Source organism: Bacillus sp. ISL-45 (assembly GCF_018613195.1).
GTDB lineage: Bacteria > Bacillota > Bacilli > Bacillales > Cytobacillaceae > Mesobacillus.
The window spans coordinates 200,780-221,441 of the sequence record NZ_JAGGQQ010000019.1 but is presented as its reverse complement, the minus strand read 5'-3'; the positions used below and the strand labels follow the sequence as shown (position 1 = coordinate 221,441).

At 37.8% G+C, this 20,662-nt stretch carries 22 protein-coding genes and 1 pseudogene; 5 read left to right on the top strand and 18 right to left on the bottom strand.

The features are described from left to right. Positions 1-256: 256 nt before the first annotated feature. On the top strand, positions 257-2,029 hold the full coding sequence (gene ggt, locus J7E35_RS20260; RefSeq protein ID WP_214783202.1) for a gamma-glutamyltransferase: 1,773 nt from the start codon (positions 257-259) through the stop codon (positions 2,027-2,029). Positions 2,030-2,357: 328 nt separating this feature from the next. Here the strand turns inward: ggt and ftsZ are convergent, their stop codons facing one another. The 15 genes and pseudogenes from ftsZ to J7E35_RS20190 form a co-directional block, all read right to left on the bottom strand. Then, on the bottom strand, positions 2,358-3,602 hold the full coding sequence (gene ftsZ / locus J7E35_RS20255) for a cell division protein FtsZ (RefSeq protein ID WP_214783199.1): 1,245 nt from the start codon (positions 3,600-3,602) through the stop codon (positions 2,358-2,360). Positions 3,603-3,965: 363 nt separating this feature from the next. Further along, a complete protein-coding gene (locus J7E35_RS20250; protein ID WP_214783196.1) occupies positions 3,966-4,394 on the bottom strand; it encodes a hypothetical protein in 429 nt (142 codons plus the stop codon). A gap of 113 nt (positions 4,395-4,507) precedes the next feature. Further along, a complete protein-coding gene (locus J7E35_RS20245) occupies positions 4,508-4,858 on the bottom strand; it encodes a cell division protein FtsK (RefSeq protein ID WP_214783193.1) in 351 nt (116 codons plus the stop codon). A gap of 285 nt (positions 4,859-5,143) precedes the next feature. Further along, positions 5,144-7,135 (bottom strand): S9 family peptidase, encoded by a 1,992-nt coding sequence (locus J7E35_RS20240; protein WP_214783192.1) that lies wholly within the window; start codon positions 7,133-7,135, stop codon positions 5,144-5,146. A gap of 127 nt (positions 7,136-7,262) precedes the next feature. Then, the gene (locus J7E35_RS20235) at positions 7,263-7,526 is read right to left on the bottom strand and encodes a hypothetical protein (protein ID WP_214783189.1); all 264 of its coding nucleotides are present in this window, start codon (positions 7,524-7,526) and stop codon (positions 7,263-7,265) included. Between the two features lie 194 nt (positions 7,527-7,720). Beyond that, on the bottom strand, positions 7,721-8,104 hold the full coding sequence (locus J7E35_RS20230) for a hypothetical protein (protein ID WP_214783186.1): 384 nt from the start codon (positions 8,102-8,104) through the stop codon (positions 7,721-7,723). A 4-nt stretch (positions 8,105-8,108) separates the two neighbouring features. After that, a complete protein-coding gene (locus J7E35_RS20225) occupies positions 8,109-8,297 on the bottom strand; it encodes a PspC domain-containing protein (protein WP_214783183.1) in 189 nt (62 codons plus the stop codon). Positions 8,298-8,460: 163 nt separating this feature from the next. Next, positions 8,461-8,613, bottom strand: coding sequence for a hypothetical protein (locus tag J7E35_RS20220; RefSeq protein WP_214783180.1), 153 nt, complete (start codon positions 8,611-8,613; stop codon positions 8,461-8,463). A gap of 167 nt (positions 8,614-8,780) precedes the next feature. Next, positions 8,781-9,551: an alpha/beta hydrolase family protein gene (locus tag J7E35_RS20215; RefSeq protein ID WP_214783177.1), complete on the bottom strand. Its 771-nt coding sequence runs from the start codon at positions 9,549-9,551 to the stop codon at positions 8,781-8,783. Positions 9,552-9,723: 172 nt separating this feature from the next. Continuing rightward, positions 9,724-9,894, bottom strand: a pseudogene (locus J7E35_RS23385) (N-acetyltransferase); the annotation flags it as partial. Between the two features lie 139 nt (positions 9,895-10,033). Continuing rightward, on the bottom strand, positions 10,034-10,570 hold the full coding sequence (locus tag J7E35_RS20210) for a DUF3916 domain-containing protein (RefSeq protein ID WP_214783174.1): 537 nt from the start codon (positions 10,568-10,570) through the stop codon (positions 10,034-10,036). A 288-nt stretch (positions 10,571-10,858) separates the two neighbouring features. Continuing rightward, complete coding sequence (locus J7E35_RS20205) at positions 10,859-11,488, bottom strand: alpha/beta hydrolase (protein ID WP_251041116.1); 630 nt, start codon at positions 11,486-11,488, stop codon at positions 10,859-10,861. 67 nt (positions 11,489-11,555) lie between these two features. After that, positions 11,556-12,032, bottom strand: coding sequence for a GNAT family N-acetyltransferase (locus tag J7E35_RS20200; RefSeq protein ID WP_214783171.1), 477 nt, complete (start codon positions 12,030-12,032; stop codon positions 11,556-11,558). Positions 12,033-12,461: 429 nt separating this feature from the next. Further along, positions 12,462-12,605, bottom strand: coding sequence for a hypothetical protein (locus tag J7E35_RS20195; RefSeq protein ID WP_214783168.1), 144 nt, complete (start codon positions 12,603-12,605; stop codon positions 12,462-12,464). 289 nt (positions 12,606-12,894) lie between these two features. Further along, on the bottom strand, positions 12,895-13,320 hold the full coding sequence (locus J7E35_RS20190; RefSeq protein WP_214783165.1) for a nucleoside 2-deoxyribosyltransferase: 426 nt from the start codon (positions 13,318-13,320) through the stop codon (positions 12,895-12,897). A 265-nt stretch (positions 13,321-13,585) separates the two neighbouring features. Here J7E35_RS20190 and J7E35_RS20185 point away from each other — a divergent pair, with 265 nt between their 5' ends. The 4 genes from J7E35_RS20185 to J7E35_RS20170 all read left to right on the top strand — a co-directional run bounded on the left by J7E35_RS20185 (position 13,586) and on the right by J7E35_RS20170 (position 17,279). Beyond that, a complete protein-coding gene (locus J7E35_RS20185) occupies positions 13,586-14,617 on the top strand; it encodes an ArsR/SmtB family transcription factor (protein WP_214783162.1) in 1,032 nt (343 codons plus the stop codon). A gap of 111 nt (positions 14,618-14,728) precedes the next feature. Continuing rightward, entirely contained in the window at positions 14,729-15,709 is a 981-nt protein-coding gene (locus J7E35_RS20180) for an ABC transporter ATP-binding protein (protein ID WP_214783159.1), read from the top strand. Continuing rightward, the gene (locus J7E35_RS20175) at positions 15,706-16,488 is read left to right on the top strand and encodes an ABC transporter permease (RefSeq protein WP_214783156.1); all 783 of its coding nucleotides are present in this window, start codon (positions 15,706-15,708) and stop codon (positions 16,486-16,488) included. The genes J7E35_RS20180 and J7E35_RS20175 overlap by 4 nt, the downstream gene beginning before the upstream one ends. A 2-nt stretch (positions 16,489-16,490) precedes the next feature. Further along, the gene (locus tag J7E35_RS20170; protein WP_214783152.1) at positions 16,491-17,279 is read left to right on the top strand and encodes an ABC transporter permease; all 789 of its coding nucleotides are present in this window, start codon (positions 16,491-16,493) and stop codon (positions 17,277-17,279) included. Between the two features lie 224 nt (positions 17,280-17,503). Here the strand turns inward: J7E35_RS20170 and J7E35_RS20165 are convergent, their stop codons facing one another. The 3 genes from J7E35_RS20165 to J7E35_RS20155 form a co-directional block, all read right to left on the bottom strand. Further along, positions 17,504-18,145, bottom strand: coding sequence for a hypothetical protein (locus J7E35_RS20165; RefSeq protein WP_214783149.1), 642 nt, complete (start codon positions 18,143-18,145; stop codon positions 17,504-17,506). A gap of 154 nt (positions 18,146-18,299) precedes the next feature. Further along, a complete protein-coding gene (locus tag J7E35_RS20160) occupies positions 18,300-19,325 on the bottom strand; it encodes a serine hydrolase domain-containing protein (protein ID WP_214783651.1) in 1,026 nt (341 codons plus the stop codon). A gap of 124 nt (positions 19,326-19,449) precedes the next feature. Further along, complete coding sequence (locus J7E35_RS20155) at positions 19,450-20,658, bottom strand: MFS transporter (RefSeq protein ID WP_214783146.1); 1,209 nt, start codon at positions 20,656-20,658, stop codon at positions 19,450-19,452. Between the last annotated feature and the right edge of the window lie 4 nt (positions 20,659-20,662).

Below are 20,662 nucleotides of genomic sequence, written 5' to 3'. Positions count from 1 at the left end.
TTGTTTATTTATTCCATTTGAAACCTACGGATTCCTTTTTACCAGACAATCGAAAATTTAGAACACACAATTAAATTGAGGCTCAAAACTTAATCATTCTTTTGCCCTAACTTGTAGAGGTGCCTTTTTTACTAAACTTTTCAGTACAGCTAGTTATAAAGATTTAAAATTGAGAAAATTCGGCAAATTATTTGCTATCAATCTCTCTTTTCCCCTACCATGAGGATGATTCCAAAATTAAACAGGAGGGATTCACATGCAAAGTTTCTTACGTACTGGGCTATTTGCTCTGCTAAGTGTTCTGTTGCTCGCCGGTACCATGCCTGCAGCGGGACTGGCTAAAAAACCGCAATTCAGCTACGACCAGTACAGCCAGGTTGATATTGGCAAAGATGGTATGGTTGCAACAGCCCATCCACTTGCATCTGAGATTGGTGCTGAAGTTCTTCGCAAGGGAGGAAATGCGGTTGATGCTGCTGTTGCCATCCAGTTTGCACTGACAGTAGTAGAGCCCATGATGTCCGGAATCGGCGGCGGCGGTTTCATGATGGTTTATGACGGAAAAACAAAGGAAACCAAGATTGTGAACAGTCGCGAGCGTGCTCCTGAAGGCGCGACACCAGATATGTTCCTGGATCAGAACGGAAATCCAATTCCATTCTCCACTCGATCAACTGGCGGTACAGCAGTGGGAGTGCCGGGTACGCTGAAGGGGCTCGAAACAGCGCTTGAAATGTGGGGAACTCGCCCGCTGCAACAGCTGATTGGACCGGCCGTTAAGCTCGCTGACAAGGGATTCCCGATTGATTCGGTCCTGGCAGATGCGATTGCGGATAATCAGGACAAGTTATCAAGATCTGCAGCAAGTGAGGTCTTCCTCCCTGGCGGAGAGCCACTTCAAGAGGGAGATGTTCTTGTTCAGGACGATTTGGCTAAAACCTTTAAGCTGATTCGCTCGCAAGGTTCGGACGCATTTTATAAAGGAGAAATCGCCGATGCGGTTGCAGACGTTGTCCAGGAATTTGGAGGTTCAATGACTTCAGAGGACCTGGAAAAATATGATGTAACAGTGGATGAGCCAGTGTGGGGAGACTATCAAGGCTACGAAATTGCCAGCATGCCACCACCAAGCTCAGGCGGTGTCTTCCTGCTGCAAATGCTGAAAATCCTTGATGATTTCAATCTGTCACAATATGATGTTAGATCAGCAGAAAAATATCATCTTCTGGCCGAAGCCATGCACCTTGCCTACGCGGACCGAGCAGCATACGCTGGTGACCCTGAATTTGTCAATGTGCCTGTGAATGGACTTCTACACCCGGATTATATCAAGGAGCGCCAGGAACTGATCAGTCTGGATTCAGTCAATCAAAATTCAACAGCCGGCGACCCTTGGAAGTACGAAGATTCCGAAGCCAACTATGCAAAAGCAAGCCAGCCAAATGATCGGAAATATGGAGAAACAACACATTTTTCGGTTACAGACAGATGGGGAAATGTCGTCTCCTACACAACAACCATTGAACAGGTTTTTGGAACAGGCATCATGGTGCCTGGTTATGGATTCATGCTGAACAATGAATTGACCGACTTCGACGCAGTCCCAGGCGGCGCGAATGAAGTCCAGCCAAACAAACGCCCACTGAGCAGCATGACACCGACTATCGTTTTTGATAACGAAGGTGAACCAGTCTTAACCGTAGGCTCCCCTGGAGGCCCGACCATCATAACATCAGTACTGCAAACCATTATCCATGCAATTGAGTACGATATGGAACTCAAAGATGCAGTCGAAGAGCCAAGAATCTATACCAACAATCTTAATTCCTATCGTTATGAAGAAGGCATTAGCGCTGATACGATTAGCCAACTGAACACGATGGGCCATAAATTTGGTCCTAGTCCAACAACGATTGGGAATGTACAAAGCATTCTCATCGATCGTGAAAATGGTATTTTTAAAGGAGTTGCTGACTCAAGCAGAAACGGAGCAGCAATCGGAGTCAACCTGAAAGGCAAACGAAAATAAACCAAAAGAAGGTGGGAGAGTTCCCTTACAGATTCTCTAACCTGTCAAAAGCTTAATCTATGCAAGGGAAATAGACCATTGAATATAGTAGTATTTGATGGTCTATTTTAATTCATCTTTTATAATATAATAAAATCATCCCCTATAAATTTTTCCGTTCAATTTTAAAAATGGATTACATTGAAACTACAATGTAATCCATTTTTTAAGTTGTTTATATTGGTTACCAAACCTAATCTACTCTTACTATTAATTATAATTATAGGCTTTAATCTTTTAATTTCTCATCTTGTGAACAATCACACCCGATTGGGTTCTTTTCGCAGGTTTACCGCCTTCTGCTTCGCTTCCGCAAGAACGCTGGAATATCATGCGAGTCATCTGGCTGCTGAGTACCACGGTCGTAATTTGCTGGCTCCTCGTAGGCAGGCTGCTTGCTATAATGGCCGGACTGTCCGTAGTTGCCGGATTGGCTGTAGGTTTGGGGTTGACCGTAATCCCTCGATTCTGCATAAGCAACAGGCTCTCGCTGTCTCGACTGAGCATGGTATTGTTCACGGGAATTGGCAATCATGTCTCCAGGACGGCGCGATGTGTTCGATGGTGGTGCTACCTCCTCATCATGATCGAATCCGGTAGCAATCACAGTCACCATGATTTCATTAGTCAGGTTTTCATTGATAACCGACCCGAAAATCATGTTTAACTGGTCATCTGTTGCAGCCGCCACAATATCGGCCGCTTCCTGGACTTCATACAAACTGAGGTTCACTCCGCCGGTGATGTTCATTAGCACTCCTTTAGCTCCATTGATGCTTGTTTCAAGCAGTGGTGAGGAGATGGCCTTTTTGGCAGCCTCAGCAGCACGGTCATCGCCTGAAGCCACTCCAATGCCCATGAGCGCCGTTCCATTATGGGACATAATCGTTTTCACGTCAGCAAAGTCCAGGTTAATCAAGCCTGGTACCGCAATCAAGTCGGAAATGCCCTGGACACCCTGTCTGAGGACATTGTCCGCCTCACGGAAGGCTTCAAGCATCGGCGTTTTCTTATCGACGATTTCCAACAATCGCTCGTTTGGTATGATGATTAAGGTATTGACAGCTTTCTTCATCTCTTCAATTCCGGATGCCGCATTTTGCGCCCGCTTGCGGCCTTCAAAAGTGAACGGACGAGTCACTACTCCAATAGTTAGTGCGCCAAGTTCGCGCGCAATATGGGCTATCTCCGGTGCAGCTCCAGTCCCGGTTCCGCCGCCCATTCCGGCCGTTACGAACACCATGTCAGCACCCTGCAAGACATCCCTGATCTGCTGCCTGCTTTCCTCAACAGCCTTTTTACCGATTTCAGGATTTGCTCCGGCCCCCAGGCCTCTGGTCAGCGAACCGCCGATTTGCATCGTGACTTCCGCTTTTGACATGTTGAGAGCCTGCGCATCTGTATTCACGGCAATGAACTCCACTCCCTGCACGCCGTCCTCAATCATCCGGTTCACGGCATTATTTCCGCCGCCGCCAACCCCAATTACTTTTATAGTGGCAAATTGATCGATATTAGCTTCAAATTCTAGCATATGTAGTCCCCCTAATTAGCTTCTGATATTGCCCCCTATTTTTCTCTGTACCTATATACTTCGCGACCGGATTGGCAATTCCGTCTTTTTCTGCGAATTGTTAAAGAACTGTAATTCTACAGTAATAATTAAGTGGTTCAAGAATCTTATGTACCACACATTACTCTTCCCTTCTTTAATCTTACAACTAAAAAATACTTTATTTGGAATTACGGTTCTTATGATCCTGCATCTTTACCTGAATATGGAATAAAACAAAAATAGCGTTAATCCTTTTCCAAGCAAAAAGGGATAATTAAAAAATGTCCAAACCCATATTTGCCAAGGGTTTGGACATTTAAGAATTACTGGAGAATTTAGAAATTACTTAGAATTAATGTCTTGTTCAAGTTTTTCTATCACTTTATAATCCAGAGGAGGATTCAATACCTTATGAATTCCTCCCCCTGCAACAATATCCCGTTCAAAGATATACCAACCTAAATCTCCATCTTTATATCCGAGGTATAGTTCAAACTTTTCACTCGGATGATCTGAACTATAACCTCCATTAGTCGTAAGCCTTACCCGATATTGACTAAGAAAGTCTGCGAGTTTCTTCATTGTTTCATCGTCTGCTTTTGAAAGTTCAAACTGGCCCTCGGGCCTTGTATTCCCAAGCACAATATATATTTTCTCAACACGGTTTATATCTACTAAATCAGCTAAATTTTGCACGCGATATTTATAAAGATTAAAAGAAATGACGGCAATGAGTATTAATAACAAAGAACCATACAAATATCTCCTCAAAATTTTCACCCCCATCTTTTTAACGGACAACCTTTCTTGTTATGCCCCCTTATGAACAATAACAAGCTCCACGAAGCAGTAATCTCTACGGGATTTACGCACTTAGCCAGTTTTTATACTATTAGCTCATGGACTACGCCTCTTAAATACAAAAATAAGCCTATTAAAGCCAAACAAAAACCTATAATGAAAGTCCATGGATTATCTTCTTTTTCTCGATCAAATGTTCCACAAGTTAAGAAACAAAAGATGATGATTATAATGGGAAAAGCAACATAAATCGGTCCAAAGGCAAAAGAAACCCCACCTATAAACATCGATATGATACCAAAAGGGTTTTGACCTTTAATACGATTTATATATTCCCTATCTGCTTCTGAAAGGCCACCATGATCACTACTGGAAAATCTCTCTTTTAGTTTTGTAAATCCAAAAAAATCACTAACTTCGTTAAAGAATTTCATAAGCCCCCCTATACTTGAAGCTCAATTTTCAATTACAACCGGGTTTAAGTAAAATTTTTCATAAATTAAAAAGTACAGCAAACCTAGCAGGAATAAAAAACAAAAAAGATTACAAAAAAACTTTTGTCCATATATAAGAAGTAAGAATAGTTATGTTAATAAGATTGTTATTTCTTTGTTTCTTGTGCTCAATCGAAAAAAGAATAAGAAATATTAAAATACGAACCACTATAAAAGTTCACTAATAATCTCAGGAATTAATTCAACTTATGGCCCACTTGATATTTAATCCAAGAACCTTAAGTTTTCGATGCTCTCTCCAAGAATATAGTGCGAAAACCATATCAAATTTTGCTTCATAATAGCTACATTCATTCCTGGCTGGTCAGAACTATATGCCATTCCTTTAAATATAATTAATTCTGTATCAACTTCCATATCCCTTAGCGCTTGATATAGCTCAAATACATTTGTGGTTGGAACTCTTGCATCCTTTTCGCCATGCTGGATTAAAGTGGGGGTACAGGCTGACTTAATATAAGTAATAGGTGATGTTCTACTATATATCTCTGGATCATTCCATGGGTTTTTTCCTAAATACATCTTAATGAAATATGGTGTGTCTGTATTTACATAATGGTTACTCCAATTTGTAATTCCTCCGCCGACTGAAACCGCCTTAAACCTATCACAATATGTAGAACAGAAGGCTGATATATATCCACCTTGGCTCCACCCCATAATCCCCACTCGATCCTTATCTGCAAAACCCATGTCTACAAGGTGATCCACTCCAGATGTGATATCCTGGTAGTCACCAATTCCCATATTTCTATAGTTTGCTTTTAAAAATTCATTCCCATATCCTGAACTTCCTCTGTAGTTTGGTTCTAAAACGATGAAGCCCTTTTCAATATACTGTTCTACAGGATATTTCTCATTGAAGCAGCCTGAATGGATCGGGAAAGACGCCCAATTGGGGCCACCATGGATGAGTATTAATAAAGGATATTTTTTATTAGGATCGAAGTCTACCGGTGTTGATAAAACCCCTTCTATTTCAAGATCAGAAGTACTTTTCCAAGAGATGACTTCCCTGTTACTTTTAAGCTTTCCTTTGAAAAAGCTATTTTCATTTGTTATCTTTTTTTCGTCTAAATAGATTTCAAAGGTTTCGTTTGCTGCAGCCTTACTATAGGATAGATGATTGCCCTCTTGTGTTATAGATGCATCCAATATAAAACCATCTGCTTTTTCGCTTAACATTTCCACAGGGCCATTCTCAGATAATAACCCAATAAGATAGTTAGTTTTATTCTGCCATTTTATTAAAATTCCTTTAGCTGTCCACCGTATTGGAATAATTGTACTATCAAAGTCTGTGAGAGGTTGATTGAGCTCTCCGCTATAAAGATCATATATGTATAGTGTAGTGTCTCTTATATGTGTCTTATAATAATTTTTCTCCCTTATGCTTGCGGAGTAACATATTTTGCTGCCTTCAGGAGAAATGCAAACACTCGTACCCAATAACTTATCAACATACTTCTTTTGCAGCTCGGCAGTTTTTATATCTAGTATATATAGGTCTAGATTCTGCTCATCTTCACCAGACGGGCTTGGTGCAGCCATAAACACAACCTTTTCCCCATTGTTTGAAATATTAAATTCATAGATATGAAAATCCTTACCGTCAGTTAGTTGATGCGGAACGGTTTTAACATTAAACTTACCAGCATAACTAGAATCTTCTGGGCACTCATTTATATTTTTTATTTCAATGTAATATAAACAATGGTTCTGGTAATCCTTGCCTACATGCTCGAAGTCTCCGTATAACTCTTTGCGTTTCTTGATCTGCTTAGACTCATTTGACTGCGCAACGTAATAAAAACCCTTGCCAGCAGGATCCCATTTGAATTTACTTACTCCTTCTTTCTCATCAGTTATTTGAACCCTTCCTAAGCCATCGAATGACTCAACAAAGATCTGATATTTCTTCCCTTCCCCATCACCAACTGAACTAAGGTAGGCAATATGTCTAGAGTCTGGAGACCATAATGGTGATGTGCCCTCTATGTCGTTGGTTGTTAATGCGTAACATCCTTGACTTTTTTCATATATCCATATGTGATTCCTATATTTATTGCCTGCCCAGTCAGCTGTATTTTTGACAAATGCCACGTTTTTACCATCTTCACTTATGTTAATCCCTGATAAGGTTGGTAAAGAAATAAGCTCTTCTATAGTTAGATATGTTTTTTCGTGAATACTCAAAATAAATCTCCTAATCTTTATTGGTATTATCAAAGATTTAAGCATAATCTTGATAATTCCTGTTTATTTTAAATTTGTATCTTTAATCCTTCTCGGATCACTTTACTCTATATATAAAGTGCAGCTTTCAACATAAATCAAAACAGTCCACGTCTTTATCTAAAATATCTAAAACTTCTTCGTATAAATTAGGAAGTAAATGTTGATGTTCTTGTACCTTTATCTCATAGGTTTGTTTATCCTTTAGTTCTAAAGGTCTGAAGTATTGTTGGACAAATATAAATTCATCAACGTAATATGTCGGAGCGAGTAACGGATCTAAACCTTTATCCACCATTGAAGTATAAATTTCTAATTCGTTTTGCGATTGTTTATATCCAAGAGGGTGCAAATGTACTTTTATTACATAATCTGCAACTCTATATACTTTCCGTGTCGAACCTATCCCTGCAAAGTTTTCGTATTTCCCAGTTTTGAATTATTTGATTTAGCATAGTAGCAGCACCTCAGAAAGGGTTTCCATTATATTTTTGAACCAACACTGACTTATTCTAATTCCAATATTCTAAATAGATTTTATTCCTCTTAAATGCAATAGTTCACCTCTTCTTTATCTATAACTTTACCAGTATCCTTCTCAACAACAATCTGATATCCTTTACAATTGGCTGTATTCCTTTCATCGATTATATTCACAACATAAGTTTCAGCTGTATCTTTCACACTCTTCATCTCATAAGGTGTTAAATGCAGCTTAACCGGGTGTGTCCAATAACCAGCAAGGTAACGCTGAGCTATTGTAATCGCCAGTTGATCATTGACAGGTAAATCAGACCGATCAAGATCCAAAGTTCGAGCATCGTGATAAAGTAATATACCTATTATTAAGCTAGTCAAAAGTATCGTAAGCAATTTCCATTTCTTCAAAGAAAAATCCCTTTCAAATATTTTTTCAAGTAATACACCCATTGATTTAATATAACGAGGGAGGACTATCATCCATCGTATTAACAAGAATTAAATAGATTAGTATATTAGCGCCAGGTAACAAAACAAATATGAGTCTTACCGCCAAAGAAGATATACCAAAATACTCAGCTAGACCTCCACAAACACCACTTATAGACTTATCTGTTGAAGACTTTTTTATCTTATTTTTCACTCTAATTCCCTCCTAATATCGGAGCCTATCTAAATTTAATAATACCATAAATAACCAATACACATAGTTAACATTACGGCAGTATTTGTGAAAAATTTCCTTACTTACTGGAATGCTGCGCGATATAAACAAAAAAACTGCCATCTGGCAGCCAGTTAAAGAATCAAAATATTAAGTTAGTCCCTACCTTAATTAAAATACCAATAAGCCCAATTAATAATGCTTTCATTTTTTCCATTCTTCCAAGGAACAACAAAATGGCAGATCCAAAAACAAAAAGACCAATTGCATATAGAGCAAGCATTAAAAAATACACTAGATAGCCTCCTTAAAAAGAGTCTCCATATATATGCAATAAAGTCTTTAAAATGACTATTCTTTGTAAGTCATCTGTTTGCATTTTTATTGAGAAATCCGCTACTTCTCTTCCGTTCGTTAGATGTAAAAGGAAAAACTTCTTCCGACTCTTTAATTCAAAAAATTTCAGATTGAATCAACAACTATGCCCCATGCTGAAGAAGTTGGATCAATGACTTTAAAATGTTCAATATCTGGCAGAACAACTAACTTCACCTTATCTCCTTTTTCTAGAGCGCTTTGGTAATAATTCTTACTTAATTCAACTGGTACATGACGATCCAACTCACCATGTATTAACACTTGCTCTACTTCAAATGGTAATAACTCTATTGGAGAAGACATTTTATAGCGATTAGGAACTTCATGCGGCGCCCCGCCTAATAGTGCGGCTACGGGACTGCTGATCCCCTTTTGTTCGTGGATTTCCCACATGTTTTGTAAGTCAGTGACTCCTGCCAAACTTATTACTTTTTCAATAGGTATAGCGAGTTTATTAAATACACTATCGGATTTCGACGTGTTAATTCTCGAAGGTAACCAAAGGGCTAAATGGCCTCCAGCTGAATGACCTATAACAGTTACATTTGATAGGTCAATAGGATACGACTCCTTAATAATAGACAGATGGTTAATAGCATCGATTACATCATTAAAAATACTATTCCATCCTTCTAGTTCTTCACCAACTCTTCGATATTCGATATTCCAAGTTGCATAACCACGTCGAGTTAAATCCTCAGCAATTGGGGTATTCTCTTCTAAGTTATATTTTGATTGCCAAAATCCCCCGTGAATTAGGACTATTACTAGGCATGGATCTGAACTTTCAGGCAAACGTAATACACCAAATTGTGAGTGATGTTCCCCATAATTAATATTAAATTTATTGGACATTTAAGACTCCCCCTTCAAAAACATGATAATTGTATATTTCTATAGAAATGCCATGCATCCTTCATGAAGAGTGGCATTCTAAATGTTTTAACTATTTAAGTTAGCCTGCATCAATGTTCATTAACAAAGCAATTTGTTCTTGAATTAACTAAGACACTTGAAATTAGACTTTTTAATAAGTTAATTTCTTGTTTAAGTAATACTGCTGATTTCCTATGTTTGGATGGTCTTCAATTACACCGACTGTCTCATAACCATTTTTTTGATAGAAATTGGGGGCTTGAAAGCTAAACGTATCTAGTTGAATTAGTTTGCACCTATTTTCTCTAGCTATTTCTTCTATACGATTCTGTGGGCTCAATACCAAGTGTGTCGGTAACTACCTCTAATGGGAATTCATCACTTACTGCACTAAAGTAAACCATAACCTTTGTTTTATCCAGAACTTTTCCCCCTTACTGTTAGCAAATCAAGAAAAATACTTAGTTTATCTCACCTATAAACCAGAGTTCTCCTTCATAGTAATAATCCTCGTCCGAAATTATTTCCTTAAACCCCTTCACTTCTAAACCAGGGGGCAGATTAAGTTTCCATTCTTTAATAATGTCTCTTTGCAAGTTCAAAGGCAGCCACTTTTGTTCTGAAGTATTCCTTTCAAAAAATCCATTAAACCAGCTTCTGTCTGGTATCATTGCGATCTGGGAATCAAATAAGTTCGGCAGACTTATTACAGTATAAATTCTATATTGCTCCTGCAATGGTGTCTTTAAATTTTTCAAATGGCTAACTCTATCTATCAAAATTTGCATTACTTCTTTTCTGAATTTAATGGGAACTTTATCAGACTCTAAATATTCTTGTGCAAATGGTAAATGCAAATGCCAATAGCCTAATCCATAATCATTGGGGTTAGGCAATTGTTCTGTCATTTCATGTAAGGTATTCATTAAATCCCTTTTCCTTCTTCTTAGACCTCTAACCTTTCTCTTAGATTTATTATCGAATTTCCATCGATCCATATAGTTCAACACCTTTTGCCTATTTAATGCTTATTCAATTATCCACCAATAACCTTCTTCTTCACTAATTAATTCAAACGGCTTTTAAAACGGTTCTAGGGTTTTACAGTTAAAATAAAAGCAATATACAAAACTCCAATTGCGATTAAAGCTAACAAAAACGTTTTAAGTTGTTCCACTTGAGCTCCTCCTTTACAACCTCATCTTCATTAAAAAACCTAGTTCTTTTTATAAGGGATTCAATAAAAAGGGCGTTTAGCCTTCCTGGATCAACGGCCCGATATTAGTCTAAAATTCATTAATATCAGAAATGACACTTTTTAATATATCAATAGACTTTATTGGTTCTTCATCAAGCTCTAAACTGTGATTTCCACCCTCAACCACTTTTAAGGTAAGATTTCGATTACTTTTCAACTTTTCATAGCGTTCCAGAATAAAGCAATGACTATCTTTTTCTCCAAAAATACACAGTCCCTTATGATTACTGTTAAGCATTGCATTAAATACGTCATCATTTTGCAGCAATGGAGTCAACCATATTAATTTGGTCTCTTTAAACATTGTCTGTTCGAGCAAGCACCTTAAAACTTTTGTTGCGATCGATTTAGCCACTATATAATAGTTGCTGTATTTTTTGTCCTTTGTTGCGTTATCAATCCCAAGTTGTACATCTCTTGCCAGTTGCCTTTCATTTAGAGAAGAAATCTCTTGCCTGTTAAATGAATAATTGATATGTAATACATCGAAGCCTTTATTGTAAAATAACCCTGTTGTGTAGTATAACAACGGAGCATGTGTAGAGTAACCCGCTCCGGGTAAAACAATAACTAAGTTATCTGTTCCTTCTTTTTGTTCAATCAATCTAAAAGGGATGCTTTTAGTCATTTTCTCACTACTCTCTAATTTTTTCAGCAAAAAGAACCAACCTTAGTCCAAAAGTAATTCAACAGAAAGAGCGTTAACCCTTCCAGTCAACGCAACGTTAGTCCAATAATTTTTTTAACTCAATCTCATCCCTTATCGGAATACCATCATTACCTATTAAAGGAATCTCTGGTTTTAACTTTCTAGCTTTCTCTACTGCATTATTGATCACTTTGGAAATGACAAATCCTCGTTTTTGATAAAACTTTAATGCTAATAAATTATCATTTGTTGTTATAAGTCTTATGAATTTACAATTTTTCTCGAAAGCTAGGTTTTCTACTTCTTTAACAAGCGATGTTCCTATACCCTTACCCTCTTCAATACTGTCTAATGATATAATTTCGCAATCGTAATCTTTAATGACATAGGTAATCAGGCCAATGATGTTGTTTTCTTTTACGATGGCAAAACCATCTAATGTACTGCAATCATAAACGCCGCTTGAGATAACCATTTCTGGAGATCCCCAATGCAACTTAAAAAACTCTATTATTTTATCTTTTGGTAAATCTTCAGTTTTGTAAGTATTCATAACTCCCCCGTACCGTCACTATCTTAGTGTCCATCTTTTGATTCCTTATAAAACCATAAAGAGCCAATCCAATTAGGAAAAAACTATTCTATTTCTTGATTAGTAAAATATAGATAGGCATATAGTGTCATTGTAAATGAGCTAGGGATTAACGAAAAAGTAATGAATGGGTGCGTTCTCACTTTTTCCAAAGCACTTAACTCCTTCCTGCATCTTCTCTTTTTTTCAAAGATTGAAGCAATACTGCATTAGCTAAAAGGAATCCCGCCGACAGTAAAGCGAGTTTAGTGCCAAGAATAAAAGAAAGAATCGCTGATAACAAGGCACCAAACAAAAGTAATTTACTTAATGGACTCTTGATCTTAACCTACCCCTTATTGTTGTCAGTTGTTTTTACAAGTAATCGAAAAATCTATTCTGAAACAGCTTCTATTTTAAAAAACCAAATACCCAAACAATCAAGTACATTGGAATTGCTACGATCATCATACCTGCCAGAAAATAGCTAAGCGACTTTATAATGAATTTAAAAATATCATAAATAGAGCCTGCTAAGTCATCAATAAATTTCAATATTAATCACCCCTAAAAAATTTCCATGTTACCACCGCATGCAAACTACTTCTCTAGACTCCTTAAAGTAATAGCAAGTGCAACCCATGTTAATCCTGAAAAAATGGCTAAAGGAATTGCTTCAGCTGTCATAAACTCTGGAACTAGATTTGAAAAAATGGTCTTGAAAAATAAAAAAGTTGAAAATAAGGCAGCGAAGGCTAATACCCCCAATAAAATTAAAGAAAGTTTTTTGTCAATTCGGTCATCTTCCTTTCTTTTTCAGCCCTTCAGCTATAACCATTATGAATTAACACACCTGTTGGTTTAAAGGCAATTGAGTGATGATTTTCTCTACTAATTCATCCAGTGTCCCATAACATTTTTCTACTTCGGATAAATGATAAAATGTGCTAGTTGTTTCAAAATGATTTATTGCTCCATCTGGTGAGTAAAGAAAGATTTTCTTTCCCAGGCCCAACGCGATTCCTAATTCTATATGAGTTCCTTTTCCGCCTGGGAGTAACACTACGATGAAATCAGATTCTATGACGGCATCTTTCTCGTTTTGCCCGATTTCTTTTAAATCTTGGAATGTAAACGTCTTTTCTTCCCTTGCTTTGGCATTTTTCGTCCAATCATATGTATGCATATAGCCTTTATTTACTAATTGTTTCGTCACTAAGTTCACAGCATCAATATTTCGAAAACTCGAGGCAATATAAAATTTCTCCATACTCTTCTCCCTATAAATAAACTAATCGTCTCATTCCTACATACATAGTATTCAAGAAAAAGAGCATTAATCCTCCTCTGGAATGTTCAAAAATGGAAATCCAATTAACATTAGCTGAGTATCGAATGCTTATTTATGGTAAAAAAATCCGATTAGCCTTGCTTAATAAGGCCTATTCAAACCTTAATCAAGGTTTCCGAACCTTTCATGTTTCCTTTATTAGATGATTGCCTTATAATAAACATGTATGAAATGAGGTGTTGTTATGTCATTAGAGTGGGACAGCCGCTCAAAAGCTGATGAAGTCGTAGTGGAGCATTTTCACTCAACTGTTGTGGAATATATTGCTTTTACTTCATCTTTACTTGATGCAAGAAAAGAACAGGACCGCTTATATGGTCAACTACTCAAGGAACTGGATAAAAACTCTGCAGGATTCCTGGATTTTTGGGAAACAAAAACCGATTGGAGTTTCACCTTCCTTTTTAATTTCCTTCTGCCTTGTCCTTATTTTCATGATGTTGAACTGTTTCTTGAAAAGATCTCTACTCTTAGTGATCCTGATTTTTTGTATCACTTTTTTGGCGAGTCTCTACCTGAAAAGCAAATCAAAGAATTGATCAAGGATCCAGAGAAGCTTATGTCTTACGAGGATACGATCTGGTGGGAAACAGACGAAAAAAAATCAACTATTCAAGATATACTTAAAAACCTGCCTGATTTCCGAAATAGCTTTATAACTCTCTTGTTAGATGTTTCTCAATCCCGGATAATCAAAGATGAACTTGCAAAAGTAAGCAATGCTGCCCAGGATTCCATCGATAAAGTAAAATCGATTGACATGGAACCATTGGCATTAGCTCAATACATAATGGGAAAAACGTTCAGGCGAACAAGCTTATATCAAGTGTATTACTTTATTCCTTCATACTTCTTTGCCGCTAATCGAATCAGGATTTTCGATTCCAAGACATGTATCATCATCTATGGAGTTGATGCACCACTGGTCGATTATCGAAAAAAAAGTGCCGAATTGGAGGTGCAATTGAAAGCACTTTCCGACCGGAATCGAATCCTTATTTTAAGAATGCTTGCCCGTAATAAAGAATACGGTGCCAAAATCGCTGAGTACCTCGGTATTACAACGGCAACCGTTTCACACCATCTGGAACTTTTAAAGAAAGCTGGTTTTGTTAAAGAAGAAAAAGTCGGGACGATTAAGTATTTTTCCTACAACCAGGAACATGCAGAAGCAACTTTAAAACAATTGCAAGAATTTATAAACCCGAAGTTATAGTCTAATCCAAATAGAGGATTAGACTTTTTTTATGCAAAAAATGGTTGACTTCACCAAACGTAGTAATATAATCATCTTATAAGATAACTATCTTACATTGGAGGCGAAGACATGAACCAAAATGTAATTGAAGTAAAAAATGTTACTCGAGCCTACACAACGGAAGTAGGTGTTTTCAAGAAAGAAAAGAAGAAGGTAGAAGCACTGAAAGGAGTTTCTTTTGCAGTGAAGAAAGGGGAAATCTTCGGCTTGTTGGGTCCTAATGGCGCTGGTAAAACAACGATGATTAAAATATTGTCTACGATGCTGATCCCCCATTCTGGTAATGTGTCCATCTTAGGGCTTGATCCGGCAGCAGATCACCGACTTTTGAGGCCAAAAATCAATTTTATACTTGGAGGAGAACGGAACTTATACTGGCGGCTATCGGCTTATGACAACCTATCGTATTTTGCTGACCTTTATAAAATTCCTCATTCTATCAAGAAAAGTAGAATAGAAGATTTACTGAAGCTCGTTGGCCTTCATGATGTTGCCCATCAAAAGGTCGAGACCTTCTCAAAAGGAATGAAGCAGCGATTACAGATTGCTAGAGGGCTTGTGAACAATCCGGAGATTCTGTTTCTTGACGAGCCTTCTATCGGCCTTGATCCTGTTAGTGCCAGGCAGCTTCGCGAGACTTTGCGAAAACTAAATAACCAAGGTACAACGATTCTGCTGACAACTCATTACATGTATGAAGCAGACGAATTATGTGATCGCATTGCCTTCATTAATAAAGGGGAAATAATCGACATCGATACGCCCTCCAATCTGAAGAAAAAGGTGGATAACCTGTCCATCATCGACTGCTCGCTCCTGGGAGCTTTATCATCACAAATTGATTTAATAAAGAATCTTAAAAGTATTCACCATATACAAGTTGACCATGATGATTTTGCTTGGTCATTGCGGATCCAGACAACAGAACCTCAGCTTGTCGTGCCATTTATTTATGATTCAATGAAAGATTCTGTGATTACCAATTTAACGATTTCGAATCCAACACTTGAGGATGTATATGTAAGAACGATTGGAGAGAATGCATCATGAATCTAGCTGCGTCCCTTCTTCACACCATCCTTGTCCATATGAAGCTATCGATTGCACGTCCAATGTTTAAGTTCATCATCTGGATTTCACCGCTTTTCTATTCGACTTTGGCAATCTTTATTTACGGAAAAGACTCAACGGAAACTTTATTTCAGTATGTCGTATTGGGCTCTGGATTCATGGCCCTCTGGTCTTCGATCGTTTTTTCATCTGCCAGTGACGTGAACAGAGAACGATTTTACGGAACACTCGAGATTATTTTCATTTCACCGGTTCCGTTCGCAGTCACTCTGACCGGAAAAATTATTGCTAATACATTATGGGGACTTATTTCAATGATTTTGTCATTCGTCTATTTAAAATTCGTCTTCCAATTAGACCTCGTTTTTCATCATCCATGGGTCTTTTTAACAGCACTACTATCCGTCCTGCTGTCACTGGCTGTTTTCTCTTTCTTTCTGGCGCTCGCCTTTACCCTTTCGAGGCAAGCGGAAGCGTTGATGAATTTCATCGAGTACCCGATTTATCTAATATGCGGCTTTTTATTTCCAATTTCGTATTTGCCAGCGTGGGTTCAAGGAATTTCTTACGTTTTGCCTCCTACCTGGGCAATCCAACTTTTACGGGATGTGACGACTGAAACGCTCTCATCACAAACAGTGCTGATTTCTTTTACAGCCCTTGTTTCTCTTACATTGTTGTATATTCTCTTTGGAATGTATTTCTATCGGTTAATGGATAAAAAAGCTAGATTTCACGGGAAATTGGGGGTGTATTAAAAATGGAAGCTGTTCAACGATTTATTCGTCACGGTTTTCTATCGTATAAGGCATTATTTGGCTGGCTGGATCCGAAGGTATATCTATTCGTAATGCTGCTGAGTCCACTCAGCCAGCTAATTTTCTTTTCCACTTTAGTAAACTATGTGTACGAGGGGGAAAACCTATTAGGCTATGTAGCAGCCAATGCTCTCCTGCTTTGTGTGTTAAATGCAGTGTTTGGTATTATGTCTGTCATCACTTCAGACCGATGGATGGGAACTCTTCCCCTTGTTATGACGACACCTTACAATAAAGTAAGTTTATTTCTATCACGGTCCATCGCGCATGTCTTAAATGGACTGGTAACCGCAGTAATCGGCCTGCTGTTTGGAATCCTTCTCTTTCAGTTAACGATTTCTTTAAAAGAAGGTCTCGTACTGCTGATTATTTGGCTTTGTTCGATCTTCTCAGCGGCTGGGCTTGGCCTCATACTCGGAACCTTTTGTCTCTGGTCCCCTTCTATGCACCTATGGTCAAACATACTGGCAAGCCTGTTACTTTTATTGAGTGGTGCTAACTATCCTTATTCCCGGATGCCAGAATGGCTGCAGCTCCTCGGGCAGTTCACACCTTTGACAAGAGGCGTCCAACTTACAAAGGACATATTGAACGATGGAAACTATTCAAATGTGGCAGTCCTTTTAGGTGAAGAAATCCTGTTAGGCATTGCTTTCTTTGCCATAAGCTTCTTACTGTTAAAATACGCCGAATACCAGTCGAGATCAAAAGGAACTATGGAATTTGATTGATTAATTGAACACAACAAAAGGCATTGCAAGTGCAATGCCTTTTGTTGTGTTCATAACTGGATTGTAATTTCATGTTCCAATAACCTTCATTGGAACACTTTTTTTATCTAGACAGTCGATTTCATGTTCCAATAGCCTTCATTGGAACACTTTTTTCATCTAGACAGTTGATTTCCTGTTCCAATTGCCTTCAATGGAACACTTCTTTTATCTAGACATTCGGGCTATATACTTCTATAAAACTCGTGGGCAAATGGGCCTTTTTCACTCTGGTCCGCCATAACATTCACGTAATCTATTTCAAAAAAGTAGAGCCCTATGCTTAAAAGGTCATAAAAGAACGGTGCAAACTCAAACTCTTTAAATACAAAGACTTCTATCAGCGGATCATTTTTACGATAGGCTTCGTATATCCTGTGATTCCCATTAATACAATAAGCCTTATAATCCGTTAGATACTGACTTTGAAGGACCATGACAGGATTTTTATGGTTGGTTTTTATTTGATTTGGATCTTGATTTATATTTCCAGGATCAACTGAATTAATAATATTGATTGGTGAAAACTTTACTGGTCTAATCCCTTTATCTTTTATTAGAGCCGTGGCCCCATCAATGTCTAAAGCATATTCAAACACTCCTGTTGGGAACTCTGCATACAAGGAAAATGTCTCCTGTCCGATTGGATGAATGACTGGGTAAGTTTCACTGGTCAGAGTTTCATTCACAATCTCAGTCCACTTCCTGGCAACTTCATTCCCATAACCGGACTTGTTCTTCATCTCCTGAATCCGCGAATGAAAATGTGTAAAGGGATTAAAATCCCGAGATTTCTTTTCAAAAGTCTCGATTTTACCCTGCTGCATGTCAAACCTCCTATTTCAAACTTTATTTAACTAGCTTTTTTAAAAAGCTGTGTTAGCGTTTAATGTTGATTATACTATTAAATAAGGCTGCCATATAATGACAGCCTAATCGTTTGTTTTGTTTAACGTCCCCGTTACTACAATAGCTACCACTCTATAAGTTTTTTAGATTCGAAATAACCAGGTTGTCAAACATTTGAATATCTTTTATATAATCAAACCCTAATTTCTCGTATGCATTTAAACTATTATACATTCTAACGGCCACTGCATTATATTCGGGAATGACAGTACAGGAACATCCAGATGCCCCAAGTATTTGGTAGGAACCTGCTGGTAATTCTGAACCTAATTCATTGTAATCAACAGATACTTCACCATCTTTAACCCACCATAGAAACCCGAATTTCGGAAGTTGACGGGGTAAGGAATTAGGGCTTTGCACCGTAGTAGTTAGTTCAAATATTTCTTGTGGAAGTATTGACCTATTTTCAAATATCCCTTTGTTTAAATGTAAATTTCCCCAAAATGCTAATTCTTTGGCACTTACATAAAGATTTCTTTCATCACCTATATTTGAGCCAATTCTTAATGTAGGATAATTCTTTAACGTATCTATATCACAGACTAAATTTTTATTCCCTTCAGTAACCCATCCAGTGTTTGTCCAATTCAAGGGCTTAAACACTCTGTTTGATAGGACTTCATTTACTGTCCTGCCAGTAGCTTTGTATAAGATCTTCGCTAATATTTCTGGTCTCTTTCCCTCAATATTAGTTCCCAGATCAAAGACACGGTAAACTGTTCTATTTTCAAATTTTAGACCAGTACATCTTGTTAATAAATGTCTAATTGTTGCCTCTCCAAGGGTGTCTTTATTATATTCATCATCTAAATAGTCACTTAATTTATCATCCAGGTTTAATAAGCCTTCATATATAGCTAATGCAATGGCAAATCCAATATAAATAACTCTAACCGAATATACATTGAATCTTGAATTGCTATTTATCTGTATTGCACCTTGCTCATAATGGTGCCTTCCAGAATACCACTCATGTACTATTTTATTATCTTTCATAATAACCAATGCAGAACCTGATGCATTCATATCTCTTCTTACTTTTTCTGTATATAAGGTGAGATCTTTAAATGCATCTTTGTTTAAGGTTACATTCATCTCCAAATCCACTATCCCCTTTATATTTCACTCTTAATGCTTCGTTGAAATATCAACAATGAATACTAACAGAGCTTTTTAAAAAAGAAGGATCTTGCAATAATAGCAAAACCCTCCCTTTTCCTTATGGTTCCATTAAATTTCTAACAAACAACTGGTTGTTCTTATTAACAATGACGCTTACCACCATAAGCAATAAACCTGAAATAATGAATACGAATCTAACCCCCAGCAAATCTGCAAGGAAGCCCATAACAAGTGACCCTATCCCGAACACTCCTGTTCCGATAGCCCCTAAAGAGGTATAGACTGTTGCCAACCGTTCTTTCGGCACACTTGTTTGGATGACCGTTTGTTGAGGAATGCTTTTTAGCTGTACAGAAATTCCTACTATAAAGGATAGAACCAAGGCAATAGATGGCACACTGTTTAGACTGAACAAGATCGTTGCCAGGAAACCTGCAAATGAACCTACGAAAATAAAAGCACTTAATTTCCGCTCAATAAATGAGAAGTATTTAATACAATAGATGCTTCCCAGGATCAAGCCTGCAAAGAATGCACCGTTGATAAAACCCCACCATTTCTCGGCAGTATGCAGAGCATCACTGACAAATACCAATAATATGGCCGCAATCCATACCGTGCCAGCGAGTGTTTCGTATAAATAGATCCAGCCAATTTTCCGCAGAACTTTCGTGTCTGCTAAGGTTCGCCATCCTTCTTTGATTTGCTCAAGTTTCCCCTTCGACTCTTTCGTCGTAAGGTTGACAGATTCCAAAAAGCAAAGGAGGCTGCTTGAGATAGCAAATAAGAATCCAACTAACCAGACTAGCTGCGGTGGATTCAACACAAGTAAAAACAAACTGCCTATAAACCACATCAATGCCTGAAGTATTTGCGCAACCGTTTCTGTAATTCCGTTTGCCTGCACTAAGTCCTCAGGTTTTACATAGTGAGGAATCAATGTCTGGCTGATTGGGTTTGCACAGCCATCCAGGAAGGCTATCAATCCAATTAATACGTAAATCCAGTAAAAATCAGATGCTGATAATCCAATTAGAATTAACCCAAGTAAGACAAGCAAAAAAGTTTTTCCGATTTGAGTTCCAGCCATTAACCATTTCAAATTAACTTTTCCGATCAAAAGCGGTGTCAAGAGGCTTGATACGAACATGGCTGATGTGATCGTAAATGGAACAAAAGACGCTGCCGTTGCTGATTCCGTTAAGACAAAAATCGTGCTGATCACGCTTACCATATATAGTACATCGCCCATATTGGCGAGAGACTGACCCGTCAACAATAATGTGAAATTCTTATTCCAATTCATTTCT